This window comes from Clostridium sp. AM25-23AC, assembly GCF_003435125.1.
In the GTDB taxonomy this organism is placed as follows: Bacteria; Bacillota; Clostridia; order Lachnospirales; family Lachnospiraceae; genus Pilosibacter; species Pilosibacter fragilis.
This window is the reverse complement of record NZ_QWGI01000003.1, coordinates 1-26,307: the sequence shown is the minus strand read 5'-3', so window position 1 is coordinate 26,307 and position 26,307 is coordinate 1. Positions and strand designations below refer to the sequence as shown.

Genomic DNA, 26,307 nt, shown 5'->3' with positions numbered 1-26,307 from the left:
TGGAATTGGGACTTTGTATACAGTACGCATTTTCGGCGGTTTGCAGGCCGCAGGTATGTCCCGTATAATTTCATGTTTTTTTGAAATAATATCTGCAAAATATCGTCTGAAGGAATCACTCCCCCTTCACGTGACTCATGACTGCCCCTTTCGATTATTGATCACCGGGTCTGCTTTTTAAAAGAAATGTACCTTGGCACATTCTCGCACCGAACGCGGTTGCTTGCAACACTCTACATCATCATAACTCTTGAAAGGACATGATATCCATGAACATTTCATCCAATTTCGATCAGAACATCTCCCGCTTTCACGAGATCCTGGATGTCCAAAAAAACTTCGATATCGTCTACCACACTCTCACTATTGCGGACAAAAAAGCCTGCCTGTACTTCATTGACGGCTTCACAAAGGACGAGATCCTTCTGCGCCTGATGCAGGATTTCGCCTCCGTAAAACCGGACTCGTTCCCATCATCTGCCCATGATTTCGCAAAGCAGTACGTCCATTACGGCGAGACCACCGTGGAGACCGATGATAAAAATATCTTTACACAACTCCTCTCCGGCCTCTCCTGTCTTTTAATCGACGGGTATGACCGGGCAATCCTCATCGACTGCCGTACTTACCCGGCCCGCGGGGTCTCGGAGCCCGAAAAAGACAAGGTGCTCCGAGGATCCCGGGATGGCTTCGTGGAAACCATGATCTTCAATACCGCCCTGATCCGCCGCCGGATCCGGGACGTGAATCTCACGGTGGAGATCATGCAGACCGGAGAAAGCTCCCACACAGACATTGCGATCTGCTACATGAAACGTCGTGTGGACGAGGACCTGCTAAATAAGATCAAGGACCGCATCGAAAATCTGCATGTAGATGCTCTGACTATGAATCAGGAAAGTCTGGCAGAATGTATCTTTCCCCACAAATGGTTCAACCCGTTCCCAAAATTCCGTTTTTCTGAACGTCCGGACACGGCTGCGGCGTCTATTCTGGAGGGAAACATCGTCATCCTTGTTGACAATTCCCCCGCCTGCATGATCCTGCCGTCCTCAGTCTTCGATATTATCGAGGAGGCAGATGACTACTACTTCCCGCCGGTGACCGGAACCTACCTGCGTCTCTCCAGGATGACAGTCTCCTTCCTCACCCTGTTTCTGACCCCGGTGTGGCTTCTCTTTATGCAGAACCAGAACTGGATCCCAGGCTGGCTGGAGTTTATCAAGCTGGCGGATGACATGTATGTGCCGCTGATCTTCCAACTCCTGATCCTGGAATTTGCCATCGACGGCCTGCGCCTCGCCGCTGTCAATACGCCCAGCATGCTGACCACACCGTTAAGTGTTATCGCCGGTATTGTTCTCGGTGAGTACTCCGTAAAATCCGGCTGGTTCAACCCGGAGACGATGTTATATATGGCCTTCGTCACCATCGCCAACTACTCCCAGGCAAGCTTCGAGATGGGTTACGCGCTAAAATTCATGCGTGTGATCCTGCTGATCCTGACCTCCCTCTTAAACGTCTGGGGCTTCATCCTCGGCACCGCCATCGCCGTCTGCTCCATCGTATTCAACCGCACCATCGCCGGAAAGAGCTATATCTATCCGCTGATCCCGTTTTCGTGGCCGGAGATCAAAAAGCGGTTTCTGCGGGGACGGCTGCCGCATACAGAGAAAAGCCAGCGATGAATCGTCTTAAAAAAGAATGTGCCTTTTGTGCAATAGGGAATTCCTCGGAATTTCTTATTGCACAAAAAATCCGTGTCCTGCAGATTTCGTTATGCAGGACACGGATTTCTTCAATTGTAAATATATCAAATCTTTAACGACCACTTACTGAGATCCCAAACCTTTGACACCAGTCCGTCATAGAACTCCGGCTCGTGGCAGATGAGGAGGACCGCTCCTTTGTACTCCGAAAGCGCTCTCTTAAGCTCGTCCTTTGCATCCACATCCAGATGGTTCGTCGGCTCGTCGAGAAGCAGAACGTTGGTCTCCCGGTTCATAAGCTTGCAGAGGCGGACCTTCGCCTGCTCACCACCGGAGAGGACGCGGACCTGGCTCTCGATATTCTTTGTAGTCAGGCCGCACTTTGCAAGGGCAGAGCGGACTTCGTACTGGGTGTAGGACGGAAACTCCTTCCAGATCTCCTCGATACAGGTCGTCGTATTTCCCGGTGCCATCTCCTGCTCAAAGTAGCCAGGAAACTGGTAATCACCGACCTCAACACTTCCGGAGATTGCCGGGATCAGGCCCTGAATGCTCTTTAAGAAGGTGGTCTTTCCGATACCGTTGGCGCCAATGACCGCGATCTTCTCTCCGCGCTCCATGAGGAAATTAAGCGGTTTTGAAAGTGGTTCATCATAACCGATCACAAGATCCTTCGTCTCAAAGATCAGTTTTCCGGTTGCCCTTGCATTCAGAAAATGGAACTCCGGCTTCGGTTTTTCCTTTGCAAGCTCGATGACCTCCATCTTGTCCAGCTTCTTCTGTCTCGACATCGCCATGTTTCTCGTCGCAACACGGGCCTTGTTTCTCGCAACGAAATCCTGAAGCTTCGCAATCTCCGCCTGCTGGCGGTTGTAAGCTGCCTCCAACTGGCTCTTTTTCATCTCGTAGACTTCCATGAACCGGTCATAGTCACCCACATAGCGGTCAAGCTTCTGGTTCTCCATATGGTAGATCAGGTTTACCACGCTGTTTAAAAAAGGGATATCGTGGGAGATCAGGATAAAAGCGTTCTCGTAATCCTGAAGATACCGCTTCAGCCACTCGATATGCTGTACATCCAGATAGTTTGTCGGCTCGTCGAGGAGCAGGATATCCGGCTTCTCAAGAAGAAGTTTTCCGAGGAGGACCTTCGTTCTCTGTCCGCCGGAGAGCTCGTCAACGTCCTTGTCAAGACCGATCTCGTCGAGGCCGAAGGCGCGTCCGATCTCCTCCACCTTGGAGTCGATAATGTAGAAATCATGTGCCATCAGAAGATCCTGGATCGTTCCCAGCTCCTCCATCATGGCGTTCATCTCATCCTCGGACGCATCTCCCATCTTCGCGCAGATGTCGTTCATCTTCTCCTCCATCTCAAAGAGGAAGGAAAAGGCACTCTTAAGCACGTCGCGGATCGTCATACCCTTCTCAAGCACGGTATGCTGGTCTAAGTAGCCCACACGGACATTTTTTGACCACTCAACCTTTCCCTCATCCGGCATCATCTTCCCGGTGATGATATTCATAAATGTGGACTTTCCCTCACCGTTTGCTCCGATGAGACCGATATGTTCCCCCTTTAACAGGCGGAAAGAAACGTCCGTAAAGATAGCCCGGTCTCCGAAACCATGGCTCAGGTGTTCTACATTTAAAATACTCATAAAACTTCTTTTATTCCGGCTTTTCCTTAAAATTCAGCCGTTTTCCCTTTCTCCTGGAACCCCAGGTAAACCTATATAAATGATGTTGAGGGCAAAAAGTCTTTTGACCTCCCTGATACCGGATTGCTCCGCACTACGTGCTCCCGCATCTACGCTCCGCTTCGGTCAGTGTTGGACATGTGCCACCGGCACATAGCACCCTCATATAAATAATGTCATGATCGGAATTGTGATCAGAGAGAACAGTGTATTGGTAAGCAGACATTTCGACGCATACACCGGATCCGATCCATATTTCTCCGCCAGAAGCGCCGTCGTGCTTCCCGCAGGCATCGCTGTAAGAATCACCGCGCACCCTGTCATGATCGGATCTGCATTTAACAGGCGCATGATAAAGAGCGCCAGAAATGGCAGTGCCACAAGGCGCATAAACGCCAGGTACACAGTACTCCAGTCCTTAAAGGACGCCGGCGTCAGTTCCGTCATCATCGTCCCGATCAGGACCATGGACAGCGGAGTTGTACAGTTTCCAAGTCCTGTGATAGACTTTGCCAGAAATTCCGACAGAGTAAAGTCTGTGAAGCTTCTGAAAAGTCCGATAAAGATCACGATCACGCACGGATTCAGCATGACCTTCTTAAACGCCGCCTTTTTATCCGCCTCCGCCGTGAAAATCGATACTCCCGCCGTCCACATAAAGATACGGTTCGGGATAATAAAGATCGACGCCAGGAACATTCCCGCCTCGCCGAGCACCGCCTTCACGATCGGCAGCCCCAAAAACGCCGCGTTATTGACGAGTGTGGCATACTGTAAGACGGATTTTTTCTCCTTCGGATACATGTTGTAGACAACTTTTCCACCTATCCATGCCGCGAAGCAGATAAAAAATGCCACTCCGAGACACAGGGCTGCCTGTTTTAACATGTCCAATGTGATATGCATGCTGAAGGAGTTAAAGATCATACAGGGCAGCGTGATCCTGAGAACAAAATCCGTGAGCTTTCCCTGCATCTTTTTTTCAATAATTCCACGCTTTCTGCAGTAAAATCCCACCGCCATGTACACGAGCAGGATCGCCTGGGTCGAAAGCATCTTCATAAAATTTTCCATCTGGTCCCTTATTTCTAAATACACACAGTCCGAAAAAAGGCTATGCAGGGAACAGCGTTTCCGCCGCCTGCACAGCCCTTTGCTGCCCTCTCGGGATTAAAATTATTCGTCTACGCTATAGTTCGGAGCCTCTTTTGTGATGTGGATATCATGCGGATGGCTCTCGCGGAGTGCGGCTGCGGAGATCTTAACAAAATGACTGTTCTCCTGAAGCTCTTTGATATCATGAGCACCGCAATATCCCATACCGGCACGAAGACCGCCCAGCATCTGGAATACGGTATCCTCAACGAATCCCTTGTAAGCGACACGTCCTTCAACGCCTTCCGGAACAAGCTTCTTCGCGTTCGACTGGAAGTAACGGTCCTTACTGCCGTTCTCCATAGCGGAAATGGATCCCATTCCACGGTAAACTTTATATTTTCTTCCCTGATAAAGTTCGAAGTCTCCCGGGCTCTCATCGCAGCCCGCGAACATGGATCCCATCATGCAGACATTACCGCCGGCTGCGAGAGCCTTTGTAACATCTCCGGAATACTTGATACCGCCGTCGGCGATGATCGGAATACCGTACTCCTTCGCAACTGCATAGCAGTCCATAACCGCAGTGATCTGCGGAACACCGATACCTGCAACGACACGTGTCGTACAGATCGATCCCGGTCCGATACCAACCTTGACAGCGTCAACGCCGGCCTCGATCAGGGCTCTTGTAGCCTCACCCGTTGCAACGTTACCGGCGATTACCTGAAGATCCGGGAATTTCTCCTTGATCATCTTTACGCAGTTGATAACGTTCGCAGAGTGTCCGTGCGCAGAGTCGAGAACAACAACATCGACCTTTGCATTTACAAGGGCTTCCGTTCTCTCAAGAACATTTGCTGTGATTCCGATTGCAGCACCGCAGAGAAGTCTTCCGTGGTCATCCTTTGCGGAGTTCGGATACTTGATCTGTTTCTCGATATCTTTGATCGTAATGAGTCCTTTTAAGTTAAAGTTTTCATCTACGATCGGAAGCTTCTCGACTCTTGCCTTTGCAAGAATGCGCTTTGCTTCTTCCATGGTTACGCCTTCTTTAGCTGTAACCAGATGCTCGGAAGTCATGCACTCTTTGATCTTCTTGGAATAATCTTCCTCAAATTTCAGATCACGGTTTGTGATGATTCCGACGAGCTTTTTACCCTCAGTGATCGGAACACCGGAAATGCGGAATTTTGCCATCAGCTCATCTGCATCTTTTAATGTATGTTCCGGGGACAAATAAAATGGGTCTGTGATTACTCCGTTTTCAGAACGTTTTACCTTATCTACCTCTTCAGCCTGCGCCTCGATCGACATGTTTTTGTGAATGATACCGATTCCGCCCTGTCGCGCCATAGCGATCGCCATGCGGTGCTCAGTAACGGTATCCATGCCGGCACTCATAAATGGAATATTGAGTTTGACTTTCTTTGTCAGGTGTGTTGAAACATCAACCTGATTTGGGATTACTTCAGAATATGCAGGTACAAGGAGCACATCATCAAATGTAATACCATCACCAATGATCTTACCCATTTTATGGTTCCCTCTCTTTCTTCTGTTTTATTATGTTTAAAAAAAATATAACTAAAAACCGTCATAACGTCAGTTCCAGTTATTACTGTAGAGTATAACAGCTTTGTCGAATTTTAGCAACAGGCAATTCATATAATTTTTTTGCGATTTTATATTATTTTTACTTATAAACATACAGAAAATTTCTTTATCCTTCTGTCATTTTCCAACGTATCTTTCGTTTTCTTCCAACGGCTGCGTTTTCCCTCCGGATGATCTACCTGTAATCCTTTAATATCTCCAGGAATTCCCGGTTTTCTTCATGGGAGCGGACGCAGATCCTGTAGAATCGTCTGTCAAGCAGTCTGTAATTCCTGCATGACCGGATCAGGATCCCCCGTTCCAGAAAATATTCGTACAGCCAGGATTCCTGACCGGTCTTGAAATCCTTAAACAGGAGGAAATTCGCGTCCGAGTGGAATACCGTGAATCCCGCTTTCGTCAATCCGTCAGAAAGATACTGCCGTTCTTTCGCCACCGTCTCCCGCATCTTTTTCAAAAAAGGGATCCGTTCTTCCGAAAGTGCCACATATCCCGCTTCCTGAGCCGGGATTGAAACACTCCAGGGCTGCCAGTTCGTCTCCATCCGGTCCAGGAGTTGCCTGCTCGTACAGAATCCATATCCCAGCCGCAATCCCGCCATGGCATATGTCTTTGTGAATGCCCGGAGAAGAAATAAGTTTCCGCCATGTTCCGGTCTTCCGGTCTCCCAGTCGAGAAATTCGCGGATACAGCCGCAGCTTCGCTCCTCATCAAGGAATTCCACAAAGCATTCGTCCAGAACCAGCAGGATCCCATGTTTCTTGCAGTAGTCTAAGATTTTTGAAAGATCTGCCTGACGGATCATGGCCCCTGTGGGATTCGCCGGAGTGCATAAAAATATGATCTCCGGCTGCTCTGCTCTCAAAAAATCCAGAAATTCCGATATATTTAAGAAAAAAGATTCCGCCTCTTTTAAATAGAAAAAAGCGATTTCTGTCCCACAGGATCTCAACGCCGTTTCATACTCCGCGAAAGATGGCGCAGGGATCACTGCCTTTTTCGGCCGTACCTCCTGTACCAGCCGGAAGATCAATTCCGCCGCCCCGTTTCCGAAGATCATCTGATCTTCCGGGACACCGGTAAGCTCTGACAACCGTCCCCGCAGGTTTTCGCAGGAGCTGTCCGGATATCCTGTACAGAAGGCAATGCTCCTCTGGGCTGCCTCCCAGACAAAATTCGGCATTCCCAAGGGATTTACGTTGACCGAGAAATCCAGCTCCACATTCCGGTTCCGGTAGATATCACCGCCGTGTCCGTACTCCATCATGTCTCACCGCCCTTTAAAGCCATCGGGATCCCGCAGACAACGCGGCATACCTTCACCGCCCGCGCCGCCAGATACTGGCAGGCGTCCCCACTCATCTCCCGCCACAGGCGGTCTGTTTTATCGATGGGAACGATTCCGCAGCCGATCTCGTCGCAGGTGATGACTGCGTTGGGATTCTTCTCAAGGATCATATCCAGATACCGGTACATGACCTCTTCGATCCGGATCTCGATATCTTCCGTTTCTTTCGTCTGCACTCTGACCATCTTTGTTTCTCCGGCAGATGTTCTTTCAGCCGGATCCCTCACAGCTTCAGTTCTCTCATTGATTTCACTGCGGATACTGTCGCAGAACACTCTGTCATCCTCTCTCTTCGCGTCATACTCACCCAGTACTGCGTCTATCAGCCTTCGAATATAGATATGAAGATTCAGAACAGCCTCCGAATCAAACGCGTCTTCCAACGGTGACTGTTCGCCGTCTGCCACAAGAATGAAGCGGTTTTCTTCCGTCACCGCCTCACGCATCGCAAGGTTTGATTTCCCCTGATACGCGCCTCCTACAAAAAGCCTGATCCCTCTCTGACGATCCACAGATCGATCCGTTCTTCTCTCTTCCACTTCCGTATCTTCCCTCTTCTTTTTCTTCACCATCACCGGCTCACCGCAGATCACCTCGTACACTTCATCCGCCTCCCCGGCCAACGTACAGTTGATTCCGCCCAACAGCTTCCGGTACGCTTCCGTCTCCTCCGAGTACGGCCCCTGATCCCCGGACACATCATTTGTCACGATCACCAGAAAGTCCGCATTTTTTCTGATCATCCTGATTCCTTCCAATATCCGTTCCATCGCGCCATTCTCCGGATCTTCCATGTCCCGGCGGTACATCTCGTTCGCCGCAAGATTGGAAACACACTCTAACAGACACCGGCTCCCAGCGGGGACCTCCGCCTTCGAAAGATCCACAGGGCACTCGATGGTCATAAAATTCTTTTTTTCCCGCATTTTGCGGTGTTTTCGGATCCGCTCCCTGCACTCCTCGTCCCAGGCGATCATGGTTGCAAGATAGAAGGACGGCTGATGGCGCAGATCCGTTTTCCGGGCGCCGCCGCGCATCGATTTTCCGGCGGCTTCCGCCATCACCTCTTCTTTCTTTGCCTGTTCTACGATCAGGGTCTCTGCAAATGCGGACTTTCCGCTGGAGCTTCCCCCATTTATCAGGATCATCATATTCTTTCTACTCTATCCTCTCGATTTTTCTTCCCGATCCGCATTTTCTCCGGACTTTCCGATCATATAATACGCTGCGGCCACTGTCACGCCGTCCTCCGCTTCCTTATGGATCAGGATCCTGCACTCAGAAGCTCTCACGCCCAGCCTGCACGCAGCCACTGCGGACCGCTCACAGACATTTCCGGTTCCCGTGGTCTTCCGCACAAATTCTGACTCCGGGAAATCCCCCGGCTGTCCATTTAACTCCTCACTGGAAAATGTCAGAAACGGCACCTGAAGTTCCTTTGCGAATTCGATGAGTCCCTGCTCCTGCTTCTTGATGTCGATGCTCGCCGCCGCAAAGACGCTTCGCAGATCGATCCCGTTCCGCTCCATCGCACTTTCCACCGCAGTCCGGATCTTCTCAACAGGTGTCCCGCGTTTACAGCCGATTCCAAGTGCCACACACCGTGGGATCAGGCGCAGGACGCGGTTCTCCGGAATCCCTTTCTTTTCTTTTCCGGACACCGTAATCCAGAGATTCCGCTTACAGATCCGATCCTCAAAAAGTCCCTCCGGAATCTTCTTCCACGCTGAAAATCCGAAATCTGAGAACACTCCCACCGGCTCACCCGCAAGGATATCAGCCGAAATCTCCTTCGCAAGTTTCCGGTCCGTGATCACAAATCCATGATCCTTTGCGAACACGTCCACCGCAAATTTCTTCTCCACATCCGTCGCCGTCGTCACCACCGGCACTGCTCCGATCCCGGAAGCCACCATTTCCGCCAGCCGGTTCGCTCCGCCCACATGTCCGGAGAGAAGCGGGATCACAAACTGTCCCGCCTCATCCACACAGACCACCGCAGGGTCCTGAAATTTATCCCGCACATATGGCGCAATGGAGCGCACCGCGATCCCACAGGCACCCACAAAAATAAGAGCATCGTCCCGCAGAAAAGCCTCCTTCGTCCACTCCGAAAGTCCGCCCTCCGGCACTGCCTGATAAGGCACTCCGGCATCCGTCGCCGCAAGCTGGAGCGCGTACCGCCCGGCGATCCACAGAGACTGATACAGAGTACCCCCCTCACAGGATCTGTCCTCGGTCTTTGCGCTCCTATCACGATGTTCCGGACAGGACGCATTCGCGAAAGCTTCAGAAGCTCCGGAAAGGGTGTCATTGATCCGCTTCATCGTCTCAAATCCGTCTCTCGTAAAACAAATAAGCGATATATTCATAATTGATTCCCTTCCGAGATCTGATTTTTCCATATCGTTGAATTGCCGCATCTCTCTTCCCTAATTATAAAAGAAAACCGCCATTGTTTCAATGGCAGTTTTCCTCTGGATTCTCCTTATCCTGCGTTTTCGCGGACATTTCTCTCTTCTTTTTTGTCACAAGACCGCCGATCCTGCCGCTCTCTTTTGCGGTAAGGCATCGCCAGCCACCGGCGATTACCTTGTCCGCCAGCCCCAGCTCCTTCGCAATCTCGAATTTCATCCGGTCCTCCGGCTTTAAGTGCTCCGGATCCACCGGTTCTCTTTTTTTCTTCGACACAGGCTCACGCTCCTTCCATAAGGAGAGTATACCCGCTGTCCAGTACTTTCATACAGATCGGTTTCTCTTAAGATCCCATTATTTATTTTGCGTATCCGTTCTCACCCTGGAACACGACGATCTTTTCTGCTTTATTTCCGTTCTCATCATTCCAGATCAGGATCTCGGTTCCTTCTGTGAGGTCTTCCTCGGAGACAATATTTCTTGTCAGATATGGAAGAAGTCTTGTTTCAGCGGTAATCATGTAATTGATCCCATTCTCGGCTGTGAGGATCCGCTCACCTTCTGTATTTGCAGCCATCAATTCCTTTACCTTCGTGTATCTCGGGAAATCATATCCCTCTGCCTGTACTAAGATCAGCAGACCATTTGTAATCGGCGGAAGGCTCAACGTCATTGCCTCGTCTACATAAGCGCTGATGGTATTTCCTTCTTTCAGATCACTGAGTTCCACCGGATAACCATTCTCTGCATCCAGAACCTTCGTATCCTCTGCGATCGTAATTACAACATCCTCATCAAATCCATTATCCTGGCGATGCATCGTAAGCTGTCCATCTTCCACAGAAACGATCGTTCCCATCATCGGATCAGACTCACTCGCGGACTCCGTGTCTGCCGCTCCACTTTCCTGACCGGTACCGTCCGGAAGTTTTCCCGCCTCGTTTTCCGTAGTCGCAGATGTCTCAGTTCCTGCAGGAGTCTCAACGGCTGTCGTTTTTGTCTCCTCCTTTGTCTGTCCATCCGCCTTGCCGCATCCGGTGATCCCCATAGATGCAATCATCATGGCCGCACAGGCCAGCGCTGTCATTCTTTTCATATTTTTCGTCATAATAAAATTCCTCCTGTTCTCTTGTATCGGTCTTTGCCGGACTGCATTGTTTTACAGCGTTCTCCTTCAAATACCGATTTGCGGCCGTCCTGATTTTCCAAGGTTACTGTTCACAGTAACTTTTCAGGTTCTTCCGCCGTCTTTTGCTTTTGTACGGTTATCTTAACATACAAACCTTGAGATTACACTATGATTTCAATTACAAATCCCTTACGCATTTTTGTAGTGCGGGCATAATTTGCGGCATTTCTGCGGCAGGCTTCGCGGCCTCTGAAATCCGTTTCGATCGGCATCGAAAAATAACTCCGACGCATGACAATGCCGCAGACCCCCGCAGGCATGAAATTTGACTCACTGTTTATAAAAATGAATGTGTCCTGTTGCGCAAAAAAGGACACCGCCCGTAAAGAACGATGTCCTCGAAAATTCTTATTTAAGAATCACCTTCGGATTACTCCTCTGTCTGCTCCTGTGCGTTGTCAGCCTCGAGAGCCTTCATGCTTAAGCTGATCTTTCTGTCTGCCTCGTTGAAGTCAACGATCTTAGCAGTGATCTCCTGACCGATGGAAAGTACATCAGCCGGCTTAGCAACGTGCTCTCTGGAGATCTGGGATACATGAAGCAGAGCGTCTACGCCCGGCTCAAGCTCAACGAATGCGCCGAAGTCAGTCATACGAGCTACCTTACCTGTAACTACGTTGCCTACTGCGTACTTCTCAGCAGCGTCAGCCCACGGATTTGTCTCCGGGAACTTCATGGAAAGGGCAATCTTCTCACCGTTGATGTCTTTGATGAGAGCTGTTACCTTATCGCCAACCTTGAAGACCTTCTTCGGGTTCTCGATTCTGCCCCAGGACATCTCGGAGATGTGGAGTAAACCGTCAGCGCCGCCGAGATCGATGAATGCACCGAAATCAGTTACGTTCTTAACAGTTCCTTCTACCTTGTCACCTACATGGATCTTCTCGAAGAGAGCTTTCTGCATCTCAGCCTTCTTAGCAACGATAAGCTGCTTGCGGTCGCCGATGACTCTTCTTCTTCTCGGATTGAACTCTGTGATAACGAATTCGATCTCTTTATCAGCATATTTGGATAAATCTTTCTCATATACGTCGGATACAAGACTTGCCGGGATGAAGATTCTAGCTTCGTCCACGATCACACTTAAACCGCCGTCAAGAACCTGGGAAACCTTTGCTGTAAGAACCTCGTGGTTCTCAAATGCCTCCTCAAGTCTCTTATTTCCTCTGTCTGCAGCCAGTCTCTTGTAGGAAAGAGCGACCTGACCCTCACCGTCGTTCACCTTTACGACTTTGGCTTCCATCTCGTCACCAACATGTACAAGATTTCTTAAGTCTACGTTGGACTCGTTTGTGTATTCACTGCGGGTAATGATGCCATCAGACTTGTAACCAATATTTAAAACGATTTCGTCTTCTTTTACGTCAATGACCTTACCGGTGACAACCTCTCCTGTACGTATTGTTTTTAATGATTCTTCTAACATTTGTTCAAAACTTAACTCTGACATTTAGTATGAACCTCCTCGATAATATTGTTTGGGGTTGACGCCCCGGCCGTAATACCTACACTGCGCACAGAACTAATACATTCAGGATTAAAGTCGCCCAGAGTCTGGATGTAATAGGTGTTTTTACATTCCTTCCGGCAGATATCGTATAGCTTCTGGGTATTCGAGCTGTGTTTCCCGCCGATAACCAGCATCACGTCCACCTGTGAGGCTATCCTCATCGCTTCCACTTGTCTTTCCTGTGTTGCATTGCAAATCGTATTTAAAACAGTTATATCATACCTCGTTTTAGAAATTTTTTCAACTATATCTTGAAATTTCTTGTAATTAAATGTCGTCTGGGATACAATACAAAGCTTCTCATTTTCCGGAAGCTGCAGCTTAAGAAAATCATCCATGTCCTCGATGACCACTGTCCGCTCATCTCCCCATCCCTTGATGCCCTGCACCTCCGGATGGTCCTCACTGCCTATGATCAGAACTTTTCTTCCTTCTGCTGACTGTTTTTCGACGATCCGGTGGATCTTTTTCACATAGGGACATGTGGCATCCACGATTTCCACATCGTTTTCCTTTAAGATCTCGTAGACATTTTTTCCGACACCGTGGGAGCGGATCACAACAACAGCGTTCCGGATCGTCTTCAATTCTTCTAAAGAGTCGATGACCTCCACACCCTTTTCCCTGAGATCGCCCACGACCTGCTCATTATGGATAATTGGACCGTAGGTGTAGATCCTTTTTTCCGTCCTGCCGATCTGATCATATACTTTTTCCACGGCACGCTTCACACCAAAGCAGAAGCCTGCTGTCTTTGCAACTGTTACTTCCATCTTACGCACCCTGCTTCTTATCGATCATCGCTGTGATCGTGTCCACGACCTCTTTTAACGTCATGTCGGAGCTGTCAAGGAGTACGGCGTCATCCGCCTGTTTCAACGGGGAATTCTCCCGGTGCATATCCCGGTAATCCCGTTCGATGATGTCCTTCTCGATCTCATCGAGATCGCAGGCTGTTCCTTTCTCCTTAAGCTCATGATAGCGGCGTTTCGCCCGGACTGCGGAGCTTGCGGTCAGATATACCTTCACATCGGCATCCGGCAGGACACAGGTTCCGATGTCGCGTCCATCCATGATCACGTCCGCCTTCTTTGCCAGATCTTTCTGGAGTTCCACGAGCTTCTCACGGACCTTCTTGTAGACGGATGTGGCTGAAGCCATGTTTCCGACCTCTTCGGTGCGGATCAGCCCGGATACATTCTCGCCGTTTAAGATCACCTGCTGCGCACCGTTCTCGTAACGGATCGTGATCTCCACCTTGTCAAGTACCGCGTTGATGGCGTTCTCGTCGGTCTTATCGATTCCCTGGCGCAGAAAATATAACGCCATTGCCCGGTACATTGCTCCGGTATCCACATAGATAAAATTCTTCAGAGCTGCCACAGACTTTGCCACGGTGCTCTTTCCGGCTCCTGCCGGTCCGTCTATTGCTACATTAAAAGACATGTTATTCTCCCCTTAGTTTATTCCAAGATTTTTTATTTATTCGTGATGGTTCCATATCTTTACAGCCATACGGGTTCAAAGCTGCTTCTCAGGTCCGGTGCTCTATACGCTTCTGCCTGCCAGCATTCCGGTCGACCAGGCGATCTGCAGGTTAAATCCGCCGGTCACACCGTCCAGATCCAGAACCTCGCCCGCAAAATAGAGGCCCTGCAGCTTCTTCGATTCCATAGTGGATGGATTCACTTCCTTCACATTCACTCCGCCCTGCGTCACGATTGCCTCATTGTACCCGCGGAGTCCTGTGAGCGTCACGGAAAACGCTTTTGTGAGATCCACCAGACGTTTTCTCTCCTCCGCAGTCACCTCGTTGACCTGTTTTTCCGGATCGATGCCGCTCCTCTTTATCATCACCGGGATCAGCTTTGCCGGGAAGAGGTGATTTAAGGAGTTCTTAAACTGCTTATTTTTCGCCTCATCGAAATCCCGCAGGATTCTCGCATCCAGCTGCTCTTTTGAGAGTGCCGGTTTCAGGTCGATATCCATTCTGAGCGGTGTTTTTTTGATGATCTTCGCCGCATAGCTGCTGGCACTCAAAACGACAGGTCCACTGACGCCAAAATGCGTAAACAGCATCTCGCCGAACTCTTTCCAGAGCACTTTCTTTCCGTTCCAGACAGTCACCTCGATGTTTCTCAAGGAGAGTCCCTGAAGTTCTTTCACATCATCTTCTGCACACACGAACGGAACAAGCGCCGGTGACAAAGGTGTCACCGTGTGACCCGCCTCTTTCGCAAAACGGTACCCGTCCCCCGTGGAACCTGTTGACGGATAGGAAAGTCCGCCTGTGGCGATCACCACTGCATCGGCATCCACACTCTTTCCAGATTTTTCCAGAATGATCCCTGCCGCCCTTTCGTCCCTGATCACGATATCCCTGACCGGTTCATTTAAGAAGATCTTTACGCCAAGAGTTTTCATCTTCCGCTCCAAGGCCCCCGTCACATCGGAAGCATGGTCCGATACCGGGAACATTCTTGCTCCCCGTTCTTCCTTCACCGGGCAGCCGTTTGCCTCCACAAGATCCACGATATCAAAGTTTGTGAATCCATAGATGGCACTGTAGAGGAACTTTCCGTTGGAGACCATATTTCTGAACAGGTCCTCCGTATCGCAGCCGTTCGTCAGATTGCAGCGTCCTTTTCCCGTGATATAGATCTTTTTTCCAAGCTTCTCATTTTTCTCATAAACGGAGACATCATGTCCGCACTCCGCGGCGCCGATGGCAGCAGCCATTCCCGCTGCCCCGCCGCCTATAATCACTACTTTGCTCATCTTTTTCTGTTCTTTTCCACTTCTTTTATCTTTTTTTCCATGGCATCCGCCACAGTTTCAAGGACCTTGATTCGCGCATACCACTTGGAATTTCCTTCCACAACGATCCAGGGGGCATCCTTTGTAGAGGTCTTTTCCAGCATTTCATTTACAGCAAGCACGTAAGCATCCCACTTTTCCCTGTTTCTCCAGTCCTCGTCCGTGATCTTCCACCGTTTTTCCGGGTTCTTCATCCGGTCATTGAACCGCCGCTCCTGCTCGTCCTTGTCGATCTGGAGCCAGAATTTTAAGACAAGAGCCCCGGAGTGCACAAAATGTGCTTCCATCTCGTTAATCTCCCGATATGCATGGTGCCAGTCCTCCTCGGAACAGAAGCCCTCGATCCGCTCCACCATGACTCTTCCGTACCAGGTGCGGTCAAAGATCGCGATGTGTCCTGCCTTCGGAACATGATTCCAGAAGCGCCAGAGATAGTGATGGGATTTTTCCACATCGTTCGGGGATGCTGTCGGGCAGACCTTATATCCGCGGGGATCAAGATGGCTCGTCAGACGTTTGATCGCTCCTCCCTTTCCGGCGGCATCCCAGCCCTCAAAGCCAAGGATCACCGGGATCCGCAGACGGTAGAGTTCTCCGTGGAGCACTTCCAGCCGTTTCTGGAGCTTGTCCAGTTTTTTCCGGTATTCCGCCTCCTCAAGGCGCTTTGTCAGGTCCGCTTTTGCAAGGATCCCTTTTTCATATCTGTCAGGCGGAACCGGTTTCTCAAAGATCTCCGCCTCTTTTCCCGCCCGTTTTTTCTCAAGCGCCTTTTCCAGAACATCTGCCACCGTCTTTATGACCACTAGCGCCGTCCCGCTCTTTTCCTTCGCGTCGATCACGTACCAGGGAGCATAAGGCATATCCGTTCTCCTGATCATCTCATCGCTGAGCTTCTTATATTTTCCGTAATGGGCATTTCTCGCAAGTTCTTTCTCTGTGACGCGCCATGCGGTATCCTTTGATTCCAGAAGTTTTTTAAACCGCTTTTCCTGTTCCTTCTCTGAAATATCCAGAAAAAATTTGATGAGAACGGTTCCGCCGTCCACCAGGCATCTCTCAAACGCGCAGATATCCTCAAACGCGGCATCTGCTTTCTTTTCATTCAGCTTTCCCTCGAACCGGTCCGCCTGAACCCTCCGGTACCAGCTTGTGTCATAGATCGTGATCCGCCCATCCGCCGGGGCATGGACCGCAAACCGCCAGAGGAACGGACGGAGCGCTTCCTCCTCGGTATCCTTATCTCCGGTGTAAACGTCAAAGCCTCTCGGATCCAGTGCCTGCATGAGCCGGCCGATCTGCACGCCCTTTCCGGCACCGTCGTAACCGTCAAAGGTAATATAGACAGGAATCTTTTCCTCTTTGCATTCCCGCTGAAGGTTCCCGAGTCTCAGCATTTCTTCCTTCAGAGCTTCTTTTTGCTGTTTCTTCTCATCTCTCATGGACCGATCCCTCCATTCCATTTTATGGACTGTCAAACAGTCAGGTTCATCGTCAGTCTTTCCGGATTCCGGTGATCTACCGGTTCATTTTCGCGTGTTCCTTCGCAAGCTCCCCGTATAATGTCAGCGCGTTCCAGCTCTGGTTCGTCGGCGTAAGGACTGCCTTGTAGTCAATCCTTCCGGCCCCCGTCTTTCTCAGCGCAAGGATCACCGTGTCCACCTGCTTTGAGGTGAGTCCCGCCATCACCATCATCTCTTTTTCAAAGTCATCTCCTGTATAGACCTTCCCACAGGGCACGAGTTCCTTCACCCCGGCAAGATATCCCACCGGTTCCAGATACTCTTCCTTTTTCACAGCCCGCAGCTTCATTCCAAGCGGGAACAGCGCCCTCTTGATCTTCGCAAGTCTCTCGCCTTCCGGCAGATGGTATAAAAGAATGATTGGTTTCATATATGATCTGACCTTTCCGTTTCTCGTCCCCGACGGATTGGGACCGCAGGGCATTATACTGTTCTCATTATAGCAATTCCCGTTTCTGTTTGCAACTTTTGGCTGTACCGGTAAAGCAAAAGCAGGGGCTGGTTCATTCCAGCTCCTGCTCATCAAAAATCGGGGCAACAGGATTTGAACCTGCGACCTCTCGGCCCCCAGCCGAGCGCGCTACCAAGCTACGCCATACCCCGGGAACAAAAACTATTATACCAGAAACCGGCAAAAAAGCAACCGGAAAATATCGTCAGAAACATACAGAACAGGAAAAGGACCCGCAGATTCCGCAGGTCCTTTCAAAACCGGAGCCATCCGGCACGTTCAGTGGCCACATGGAACTCACGCTTCTTCCTTCATCACTCCATTCACCGCGCGGATCACAAACATTGTGGCCACCATAAGCGCAATGGCGATCGGCAGGGCAATCCATGCGGACTGTACGAAGCCCGCGATAATGTAGGAGACGAAGGACACAACCGCCGCCGTGACCGCATACGGAAGCTGGGTCGTCACATGGTTTACATGTTCACACTGGGCTCCGGCGGATGCCATGATCGTCGTGTCGGAGATTGGAGAACAGTGGTCACCGCAGACAGCTCCTGCCATGCAGGCAGAGATGGAGATGATCATAAGATCCGGGTTGCTGTTTTCAAACACAGCAACAACGATCGGGATCAGGATCCCGAAGGTTCCCCAGGATGTTCCCGTCGCGAAAGCCAGGAAGCAGCCCACAACGAAGATGATCGCCGGAAGGAAATTTAAGAAGGAACGGGCGCTGGACGCAACCACCGTCGCCACATAGACATCTGCGCCGAGGCTGTCCGTCATCGCCTTCAGTGTCCATGCGAAGGACAGGATCATAATCGCCGGGACCATGGACTTAAAACCTTCCGGAATGCAGGCCATGCACTCAGAGAATTTCAGGACCCGGCGTACCTGATAGAGACCGATGGTGATCAAAAGTCCGAAAAAGCTTCCCATCGTAAGTCCCAGGGACGCGTCACTCTGGGAGAAGGCTGTCACAAAATCCTCTCCTGAGAAAAATCCCCCCGTATAGAGCATGCCGACCATGCAGCAAATGATCAGGGATATGATCGGGATCAGAAGATCCAGAACGGTTCCCCTGACAGAGACCTCCGGCTGTTTCTCCGTGTCATACGGACGTCCCGGCGTGGTATAAAGGTCCCCCTTGAGCGCATTCTTCTCATGAAATTTCATAGAACCGAATTCTGTCCGTAAAAGTACCATTCCGATCATCATCACGATCGTCAGGATCGCGTAAAAGTTGTATGGGATCGCCCGCACGAAGATAGAAAATCCGTCCTCGCCCTCAACAAATCCGGTAACCGCGGCCGCCCAGGAAGAGATCGGTGCGATAATGCAGATCGGAGCTGCCGTCGCGTCAATCAGGTACGCGAGCTTTGCTCTTGAGACTTTAAATTTGTCTGTCACAGGGCGCATCACGCTTCCCACGGTCAGGCAGTTAAAATAATCGTCGATAAAGATCAGACAGCCCAGCAGGATCGTCGCAAGCTCCGCGCCCACGCGGCCCTTAATATGATCCGCCGCAAACTGGCCGAATGCTGCCGACCCGCCGGCCCGGTTCATCAGGCACACCATCGTGCCAAGGATCACAAGGAAGATCAGGATTCCCACATTGTAGCTGTCAGAGAGAACGTTTATCATTCCGTCCTCAAAAATATGGGTGATCGTTCCCTCAAAGCTGAAACCGGAATACAGGATTCCACCCATAAGAACACCGATGAACAGGGAACTGTACACCTCTTTTGTGATAAGTGCCAGCCCGATCGCCACGACCGGCGGAACGAGCGCCCAGAACGTCGCATAGACCGCCGGCACATACTCTTCTGTCTGCTCCGCGCCAAATACGGTTATCGCGAACATCAGGACCAGCACCACAGAAAGCACTGCTGTCCTTTTTATATTTTTCTTCATATCCGTCATAACGGACTCCTCCCTCCTGTCTCCGGAGAGTTCCACGCTCTCCGATTTTCCTGTTACATGAAGAAATCCCCTCTCATCAGTACAATTCTGGTGAAAGGGGATCACAACATACACAATCACGATTTTTTATTCATCCCAGTTGTGGTATACAGCCTGTACGTCATCATCCTCGTCAAGGAGATCAAGGATTCTCTGCATCTTCTTGATCGCTTCCTCGTCAGTAAGTTCTACCCAGTTCTGCGGGATCATAGTAATATCAGCCTCTACCATCGGGATTCCGGCTTTCTCGAGAGCCTCGCGGACTGCACTGAAGTTGTCCGGATCTGTGATAACCTCGTAGCTGTCCTCCTCCTCGGAGAAATCCTCAGCGCCTGCATCGAGTGCAGCCATCATGAGCTCGTCGGCATCCATATCACACTCTTCTTTGTCGATCACGATCTGGCCCTTGCGGTCGAACATGAAGGAAACGCTTCCCTGTGCGCCTACGTTTCCGCCGCCCTTTGTGAAGGCGCTTCTTACGTTTGCTGCGGTACGGTTCTTGTTGTCAGTCAGTGTGTCAACGATGATCGCAACACCGCTCGGACCGTATCCCTCGTATGTTAAGTTTTCGTAGTTTACGGAGTTTAAGTCACCGGCTGCTTTCTTGATACCGCGGTCGATGGTATCGTTCGGCATGTTGTTTGCTTTCGCTTTTGCAATCACATCACGCAGCTTGCTGTTGTTAGCCGGATCAGCGCCGCCCTCTTTAACTGCGACAGCAATCTCTCTTCCGATTACGGTAAAGATCTTACCCTTTGCTGCGTCATTTTTCTCTTTCTTATGTTTGATGTTGGAAAATTTATTATGTCCTGACATCGGTTCAGCTTCCTTTCTCTTCGCATCTCGCTCTTTTTTATCTCTCGTGCACCAGTCCCAAGGATCTTTTCGTGCGCATTATACATAGTCTAAAATATTCTAACATCATTTTTCTGATATGGCAAGCGCTTTTTCCGGATACCCCTGCTCCACTTTTCCTTGACACATTCCACTCTGAGTATTTATACTCATTTCATAGCGATCCAGTGCCTTCCGGCCTATGATCTTCCGGGGTCAGCCCGGCAGATTCTGTGGATGGATGCATCTGACCTGCATTTTTGCGCAAGTGCGCATCATTGGCACATTAGTGCCTGTTTGTATAATAGGGAATTCCTCGGATTTCCTGTTACAAAATACTAATTATGGAGGACATGACGATGAAGAAGATTGAGATCGACACATTCCTGAAGTTCCGTTTTTTGAGCAACCCACATTTCTCACCCGATGGAACGAAGATCGCCTTCACGGTATCCGTACCGGACCGGGAGACCAATGGCTATCTGTCTGACCTGTACCTGTATGATCTCGGGAAGAAGACTGTCTCCCGTGTCACCTGCAGCGGTGACGCGAAGACCTGGAGCTGGACCGCGGAGAATACCCTGATCTTTACCGCAGCCCGGACTGCCGCCTTAAAAAAAGAAAAGGAGAACGGAACTTCTTTCCTCTATGAGATCTCTCCGTCCGGCGGAGAGGCCCAGTGCATCACGTCCATTCCGGCTACTGTCACAGGGATCCGCCTTCTCCCGGATGGACGTTACCTTCTGACGATCCGTCATGATAATTACAGAGATACGAGAAAGAAATCTTACGAGGTCTTCGACGAGCTTCCGTTCTGGGGCAATGGTCAGGGATACACGAACGCGAAGAGGAACCGTTACGCCATCTATGATATGGGATCCGGTAAACTCACTTACGTGGCGGACGACTGGACCGACTGTTCCCAGTATTCTGTCCTTGGAAATCTCCTGCTCTACAAAGCATATCCGTGGAAACAGGGTGTCATGGGGATTCGTCCGGGCGTTTATCTTTATAACCTCTCCACCGGAGAGACAAAAACCTTGATCGCGCCGGATTCCATGCGCACCGGAGTTGTCTCCCTCTTAGACGAAAAGACTGCACTCATTGCGGCAACGGATGACTCCTATAAGGATACGACGAAATACTGTGACTTCTACCATATGGATCTCGTGGACGGATCCATGAAGCTGATCCATCCTTATGAATCTTCCATCGGCGGCTCCTCCGTGGGCTCCGATTCCAGATTCGGCGCAGGACAGACATTTAAGGCTGTGGGCGGGGAATTTTACTATATTTCCACCGTGGGAGATTTTTCCCATCTCTATAAGATCTCCCGGGGCGGCACCGTCTCCGGGCCGCTGACGGCAGGAAGCTCCTGCGACAGCTTCGATCTCGCGGGCGGACACATCGCCTCCATGGAATTCCACGGACTCCACATTGCGGAACTCTTTGTAGACGGCGAGCAGGTGACCCACATGAATGACTGGCTCACCGACGAATATGACGTACAGACACCGGAGGCGTTCTCTTTCACCGCCAGCGACGGCTACGAGATCCACGGATGGGTCTTAAAACCGGCAGGTTTCGAGGAAGGAAAGTCCTATCCCGGCATCTTAACTATCCACGGCGGTCCGAGAACCGTTTATTCAGACGTCTACTATCATGAGATGCAGATGTGGGCAAACCGCGGATATTTCGTGTTCTTCTGCAATCCGAGAGGATCTGACGGACGGGGCACGGATTTTGGAAATATCAACGGAATCTACGGAACTGTGGACTATCAGAACCTGATGGATTTCACGGATGAAGTCCTAAAGCGGTATCCGATGATCGATCCGGAACATCTCGGTGTCACAGGCGGCTCCTACGGCGGATTTATGACAAACTGGATCATCGGACATACAGACCGGTTCCATGCCGCCGCTTCCCAGCGTTCCATCTCTAACTGGGTATCCTTTGAGCACAGCTCCGATATCGGACACACCTTCATCTTAAACAACCAGGGAGCCAATACGAGGACCGATGTGGAGCTCCTCTGGAAGCAGTCTCCGCTCCAGTTTGCGCCGAACTGCAAGACACCGACACTCTTTATCCACTCTGATGAGGACTACCGCTGCTATATGGCGGAAGGACTCGCCATGTTCAGCGCCATCAAGCGGAACGGCTGCCCGTCGAAGCTTTGCCTGTTCCATGGAGAAAACCATGAGCTGTCCAGAGGCGGAAAGCCGGAGAACAGGATCGACCGGATGACGGAGATCATTAACTGGATGGATGAATATTTAAAATAAAGGAAACGATCCTACCGCTCTTTTTTATATGTGCCACAAGATTTCAAATGGCTGCAGGGTCGTATTCCCTGCAGCCGCAGTTCTTATCATTATCGATTTACATAATTCAGCACCAATGCAAGAATCAGCATATGGACCGGATAAAACGCATAACAGCTATACTGGAAGACTTTCGTATGGCAGCCCTGCCGTCCACGATACAACCAGATCAGAAGCAGTGAAAGCAATGCAAGTCCCTGCTGGCAGAGTTCAAAGTCCATCCCAAAAAGCCGGATGGGGTACATCAGACCTCCCAGCAGCTCTACATTGACCCAATAGAGCGCCAGAATCTGTCCGGCAAAACACCACCATTTTCTTCCCCGGAAAAAGTAAAAAATAAACAGTGTCAATACACCGGCACCATAGTAATCTGCCATTCCTACCGTCCCAAGTGCACTTCCAACCAGCACGACCAGAACCGCCGTCGGCAGAAAGATCGTAAGCTTCTGTTTTTTTCGAGTTTTTTCCATCAAATGGATTCCAGCGAGTCCTATCAACAACGTCCAGATCACATTCTGATGAAACGGATAAAACCAGGTTCCGCCATACATCAGATCAAAGGGTATCTCCGACAGCACCGCAAACAGCAGCAGCCGGAGAATGTACTTTTTAAAGCTGTGCGTGTGAAAATATCCTTCCACTGCCATAAATGCAAAGATGGGAAACGCGAGCCTTCCTACGCAGGTCAGCCAGTCCTGAGCCGGAAGGAGCGTAGCCCAGAGATGATCCATCAGCATAAATGTCATGGCGATGATATGAAGCATTGCCGCACTGATGTCAAAGGTTCCTGACTGAGATGAATGTACTTGATTTTTTACCATATTGTCACTCCTGTTGTTTTCTCTCAGTCCAATTATACTTCCTTTTACCGTCTCTGGTCAAATCCTTATCAGTGACAACGTTTCTTCTACCTGCCGGGCTCACGAGTCAAGACCATCGGCTTAGCCGGTGGCTTTATAATATTAGGTTGTTACAGTGCGTTGATTTCTTTTTCTAATTCGCTGACTGCGCTCATGACAGTCTCAAAGGTCGGCACATCACCATAGAGCATATCCTTCATTGCTTCGTAATCTGCGGCCAATGCTGCAAAGCGATACTCCGGGGGAACAAGCTTCAAGGTGCCGGGAATAGCTTCCTGATACTTTGCCCAGGCTCTCGGATAAAACTTCATCTTGAAGTCCACCACTGTCTTCAGCAATTCCACCCGGGCAAAGGCAGCTTCTTTCACAGGTGTCATGGACATACGGTACAGATCATAGTAGTGCCGGGAATAACGCTGCGGCATTTCCGAACTCTCGGGTCTGTTGGCTTCATGGTGCAGAATCGTTGCCTTCTCCCAGAAAGTCCGCTCCGGCGCAACGGTCAGAATAGCCGTGTCCTTTTGCACAAATACTTTTGGGTAATAGGTTGCGGCATAGGGCTCGATCTGAGCGATTTTTGCGGGCGTCCAAGCGGCCAGCGCACCGATCTCCAAACGAATAACCTGCAAGGTAGCGGGATTTGTAAACAGGTGCGGATAGGCAAAGGTAACTGTCTGTTTGTCCTTTTCGTCTATGTAAATATTCGCCTCACAGCCAAGCTCCTGAGAAAGTTCTGCCTGAATGGTGGGACAAAACTGCTCCGCAAGAAAAACCTCTGCCCGAGCATTGGCTTCTTTGTTGAACGTATCCTGTTTGGTGTTGGAACGTTTTTCCCATGGCTCGTCCTTACCGTATCCCAGCACCCGCCAATCCAGAATCAGATCAATATCTTCGGAAAAGCGGCTGATCAGATTGAATGCCTTGGAAAGACTGGTGTCGCCTTTGAAGGTAATAGTCTCTTTCCACGGGCAGCGGTGGAACAGATAATCCAGCGTAAAGCATACCCAAAAATCTTTTTCTACGATGGCATCATTCAAGCCCATTTTATCGGCGGTATTTCGGAACAGTTCGCGCCGATCACTTTCCGGCAATCGTGCTACATTCCTCATTGTGTGTCACCTCCACACATTTTTCGTATCGTATCATAAACCCAATCCGTGGATTCCGTTGCCTCTTTCAGACAGGCTTGCTTTTCAGCCTCGGACAGCTTTTCAGAAAGCGTCTGTATGATCTCCGGCGTCACGTTGGTCCTTCCCAGAGTTTTCAGCGCCTGGATCACCAGACTCGTCATGTAAGACAGGCCAGTGATTTCCTTGTTGGTCCTATGCTTAAATTCCAGCTTGGTGGAATTCCACTCATAGGTCTTATACGGACCGTCGCTGATGTAGGACCAGACCGCTGTTACCTGTGTAGAGAGACCCAACAGGTTCAGGGCCGTATTTCCACATGGGGCAATGGTCCAGTGGTAACACCGTGCCAATGCTTTGGCAACTGCATCCGGGTCGGCCGCTACATATTCATCAAGCAGTTTGCTGTACTTTGGCTTTTCGTAAATGCCTCTGATAATTCTGCGGATAATGCCAGATTGGTAAAGCCGCTTCAATCCTTGGCGAATTGTTGCGGTGTCCGCAATATCTGCAAAATCAGGAGCAACAAAAACTGCACCATCCTCAGCAGCAAGAATTCGCGCTCGTATTTTCTGCATATATCCATTGTCCACGACCGTGCTCTCCTTTCATGATGTCACGAATATTATATACTATTCGTGACATGGTTTCAATACAAACATCGGAATTTTCACTTTATTATTTTCAAAATCTTGAGGTTTATTCGGAGAGCGTGATATAGCATAGGGTGCATATTCCGCAGGTGATGGTTGCACATGATGGTAAAGTCTTTCGTTTTTTCAACTCTGAATACAGCCATTACAAGACCTCCTTTCCTTTGAAAATGGGTATGAAAAAAGGGCATCCACTGGTTAAAGTGAAACGCCCACGGCAAGACAATATTGACTTTTCTTAAAGCTGAGACAGGATTTCTCCAATATCTCCATTGATACAAATGGACTTCTTTCTGATTTCGTCAGGCGCATACGCCTCTCCATAATTGAGACAGGCATAAGTGGCATCTTTCCAGTCATGAGCCATGCGCCAGAAACTGTACTTCACTATGGTTGGGGTGTTGTAGCCGACACCCAGCTCCAGAAAGAGAATTTTCTGCTCGCTTCGAGTTCGGAGAAAATTTTCGTACTGCTCCGCTGCCTTGTGCCAGCCTTCGTCCTCCACAAAGGTATCATCGCAGCGGAGATTCATGGTCATGGGCTTGCCGCAGTGAGGGCAGACGGGTAAAAGTTCTGTCGGTACTTTCATATTCTGCTGCCGCTTGACCATTTCACGAATCGCAGCTTCGTTATCAAAGGTTTCCTGACAGCACGGCTCACTGCACTGGAACAGGCCGTAATCGCCCTGCGTGTAAAACAGCCGCTTTTTATCAAAGCCTGCTTTCTGAAAACAGTGATCCACGTTGGTCGTGATAACGAAATAATCCTTGTCAGACACCAGCTTCAAAAGGTCATCGTAGACCGGTTTGGGGGCATCCATATAGCGGTTGATATAGATGTATCGGCTCCAATAGCTCCAATGCTCCTCCGGCATGGCAAAGGGATAAAAGCCGCCGGAATACATATCTTGGATGCCGTACTTTGCCGCAAAGTCGGAAAAGTATTTTTCAAACCGTTCGCCGGTGTAAACAAATCCGGCTGAGGTGGAAAGACCGGCTCCGGCACCGATCACCACGGCGTCACAGTCCTGCAATGCAGCTTTCAATCGCTCAATCTGCTCTGAGCAGCTTTTCGTATATGGCTTTGTCCAAATCCTTGAAAACATTGAAGATCACCTCCTTTACACTGGTATTTCTAAGTTAACCTGTTGTGCTAGATAAAATAATATAAAGAAAC

Annotated in this window: 22 protein-coding genes and 1 tRNA gene; 2 read left to right on the top strand and 21 right to left on the bottom strand. The window is 49.9% G+C overall.

Features of this window, described 5'->3' with window-relative positions:
• Positions 1-269: 269 nt before the first annotated feature.
• Positions 270-1,688, top strand: a complete 1,419-nt coding sequence (locus DW677_RS02500) for a spore germination protein (RefSeq protein WP_117566428.1) — start codon at positions 270-272, stop codon at positions 1,686-1,688.
• Positions 1,689-1,813: 125 nt separating this feature from the next.
• Here DW677_RS02500 and DW677_RS02495 read toward each other — a convergent pair whose 3' ends face one another.
• The 17 genes from DW677_RS02495 to DW677_RS02415 form a co-directional block, all read right to left on the bottom strand.
• Complete coding sequence (locus DW677_RS02495; RefSeq protein ID WP_117552203.1) at positions 1,814-3,367, bottom strand: ABC-F family ATP-binding cassette domain-containing protein; 1,554 nt, start codon at positions 3,365-3,367, stop codon at positions 1,814-1,816.
• Between the two features lie 201 nt (positions 3,368-3,568).
• On the bottom strand, positions 3,569-4,468 hold the full coding sequence (locus tag DW677_RS02490) for an AEC family transporter (protein ID WP_117552204.1): 900 nt from the start codon (positions 4,466-4,468) through the stop codon (positions 3,569-3,571).
• Between the two features lie 114 nt (positions 4,469-4,582).
• Positions 4,583-6,037, bottom strand: a complete 1,455-nt coding sequence (guaB, locus tag DW677_RS02485) for an IMP dehydrogenase (protein WP_117469874.1) — start codon at positions 6,035-6,037, stop codon at positions 4,583-4,585.
• A 256-nt stretch (positions 6,038-6,293) separates the two neighbouring features.
• Positions 6,294-7,385: a histidinol-phosphate transaminase gene (locus DW677_RS02480; RefSeq protein WP_117552205.1), complete on the bottom strand. Its 1,092-nt coding sequence runs from the start codon at positions 7,383-7,385 to the stop codon at positions 6,294-6,296.
• The gene (locus tag DW677_RS18215) at positions 7,382-8,617 is read right to left on the bottom strand and encodes a bifunctional adenosylcobinamide kinase/adenosylcobinamide-phosphate guanylyltransferase (RefSeq protein ID WP_117552206.1); all 1,236 of its coding nucleotides are present in this window, start codon (positions 8,615-8,617) and stop codon (positions 7,382-7,384) included. The genes DW677_RS02480 and DW677_RS18215 overlap by 4 nt, the downstream gene beginning before the upstream one ends.
• A 12-nt stretch (positions 8,618-8,629) precedes the next feature.
• Entirely contained in the window at positions 8,630-9,838 is a 1,209-nt protein-coding gene (locus DW677_RS02470) for a cobalt-precorrin 5A hydrolase (RefSeq protein ID WP_165859968.1), read from the bottom strand.
• Between the two features lie 88 nt (positions 9,839-9,926).
• Positions 9,927-10,157 carry a small, acid-soluble spore protein, alpha/beta type gene (locus DW677_RS02465; RefSeq protein ID WP_021905969.1) on the bottom strand — a complete coding sequence of 77 codons (231 nt, stop codon included), beginning with the start codon at positions 10,155-10,157 and terminating at the stop codon, positions 9,927-9,929.
• A gap of 82 nt (positions 10,158-10,239) precedes the next feature.
• Positions 10,240-10,989 carry a hypothetical protein gene (locus DW677_RS02460; RefSeq protein ID WP_117552208.1) on the bottom strand — a complete coding sequence of 250 codons (750 nt, stop codon included), beginning with the start codon at positions 10,987-10,989 and terminating at the stop codon, positions 10,240-10,242.
• A gap of 451 nt (positions 10,990-11,440) precedes the next feature.
• The gene (rpsA, locus tag DW677_RS02455) at positions 11,441-12,520 is read right to left on the bottom strand and encodes a 30S ribosomal protein S1 (RefSeq protein ID WP_117469879.1); all 1,080 of its coding nucleotides are present in this window, start codon (positions 12,518-12,520) and stop codon (positions 11,441-11,443) included.
• A complete protein-coding gene (gene ispH / locus DW677_RS02450) occupies positions 12,508-13,353 on the bottom strand; it encodes a 4-hydroxy-3-methylbut-2-enyl diphosphate reductase (RefSeq protein ID WP_117469880.1) in 846 nt (281 codons plus the stop codon). Before ispH ends, rpsA begins: the two co-directional genes overlap by 13 nt.
• A gap of 1 nt (position 13,354) precedes the next feature.
• Positions 13,355-14,026 (bottom strand): (d)CMP kinase, encoded by a 672-nt coding sequence (gene cmk / locus DW677_RS02445; protein ID WP_117469881.1) that lies wholly within the window; start codon positions 14,024-14,026, stop codon positions 13,355-13,357.
• A 102-nt stretch (positions 14,027-14,128) separates the two neighbouring features.
• Complete coding sequence (locus DW677_RS02440; protein ID WP_117552209.1) at positions 14,129-15,358, bottom strand: NAD(P)/FAD-dependent oxidoreductase; 1,230 nt, start codon at positions 15,356-15,358, stop codon at positions 14,129-14,131.
• The gene (gene pap, locus DW677_RS02435) at positions 15,355-16,836 is read right to left on the bottom strand and encodes a polyphosphate:AMP phosphotransferase (protein WP_117552210.1); all 1,482 of its coding nucleotides are present in this window, start codon (positions 16,834-16,836) and stop codon (positions 15,355-15,357) included. The genes DW677_RS02440 and pap overlap by 4 nt, the downstream gene beginning before the upstream one ends.
• A gap of 76 nt (positions 16,837-16,912) precedes the next feature.
• Positions 16,913-17,287 carry a DUF3783 domain-containing protein gene (locus DW677_RS02430; RefSeq protein WP_117469921.1) on the bottom strand — a complete coding sequence of 125 codons (375 nt, stop codon included), beginning with the start codon at positions 17,285-17,287 and terminating at the stop codon, positions 16,913-16,915.
• 159 nt (positions 17,288-17,446) lie between these two features.
• A tRNA-Pro gene (locus DW677_RS02425) sits at positions 17,447-17,520 on the bottom strand.
• 145 nt (positions 17,521-17,665) lie between these two features.
• Positions 17,666-19,282, bottom strand: a complete 1,617-nt coding sequence (locus tag DW677_RS02420; protein ID WP_117469922.1) for a Na+/H+ antiporter NhaC family protein — start codon at positions 19,280-19,282, stop codon at positions 17,666-17,668.
• A gap of 135 nt (positions 19,283-19,417) precedes the next feature.
• Positions 19,418-20,146, bottom strand: a complete 729-nt coding sequence (locus DW677_RS02415) for a YebC/PmpR family DNA-binding transcriptional regulator (RefSeq protein WP_015554900.1) — start codon at positions 20,144-20,146, stop codon at positions 19,418-19,420.
• A gap of 377 nt (positions 20,147-20,523) precedes the next feature.
• On the opposite strand from DW677_RS02415, the gene DW677_RS18635 reads away from it, so the two are divergent.
• The gene (locus tag DW677_RS18635) at positions 20,524-22,452 is read left to right on the top strand and encodes a S9 family peptidase (protein WP_242992096.1); all 1,929 of its coding nucleotides are present in this window, start codon (positions 20,524-20,526) and stop codon (positions 22,450-22,452) included.
• A gap of 89 nt (positions 22,453-22,541) precedes the next feature.
• Here the strand turns inward: DW677_RS18635 and DW677_RS02405 are convergent, their stop codons facing one another.
• The 4 genes from DW677_RS02405 to DW677_RS02390 form a co-directional block, all read right to left on the bottom strand.
• Entirely contained in the window at positions 22,542-23,312 is a 771-nt protein-coding gene (locus tag DW677_RS02405) for a TraX family protein (RefSeq protein ID WP_117552211.1), read from the bottom strand.
• A gap of 149 nt (positions 23,313-23,461) precedes the next feature.
• Positions 23,462-24,460, bottom strand: coding sequence for a nucleotidyl transferase AbiEii/AbiGii toxin family protein (locus tag DW677_RS02400; protein WP_117552212.1), 999 nt, complete (start codon positions 24,458-24,460; stop codon positions 23,462-23,464).
• The gene (locus DW677_RS02395; protein ID WP_117502980.1) at positions 24,457-25,071 is read right to left on the bottom strand and encodes a DUF6088 family protein; all 615 of its coding nucleotides are present in this window, start codon (positions 25,069-25,071) and stop codon (positions 24,457-24,459) included. Before DW677_RS02395 ends, DW677_RS02400 begins: the two co-directional genes overlap by 4 nt.
• A gap of 298 nt (positions 25,072-25,369) precedes the next feature.
• Positions 25,370-26,236 carry a Sir2 family NAD-dependent protein deacetylase gene (locus tag DW677_RS02390; RefSeq protein ID WP_117552213.1) on the bottom strand — a complete coding sequence of 289 codons (867 nt, stop codon included), beginning with the start codon at positions 26,234-26,236 and terminating at the stop codon, positions 25,370-25,372.
• Positions 26,237-26,307: the final 71 nt, after the last annotated feature.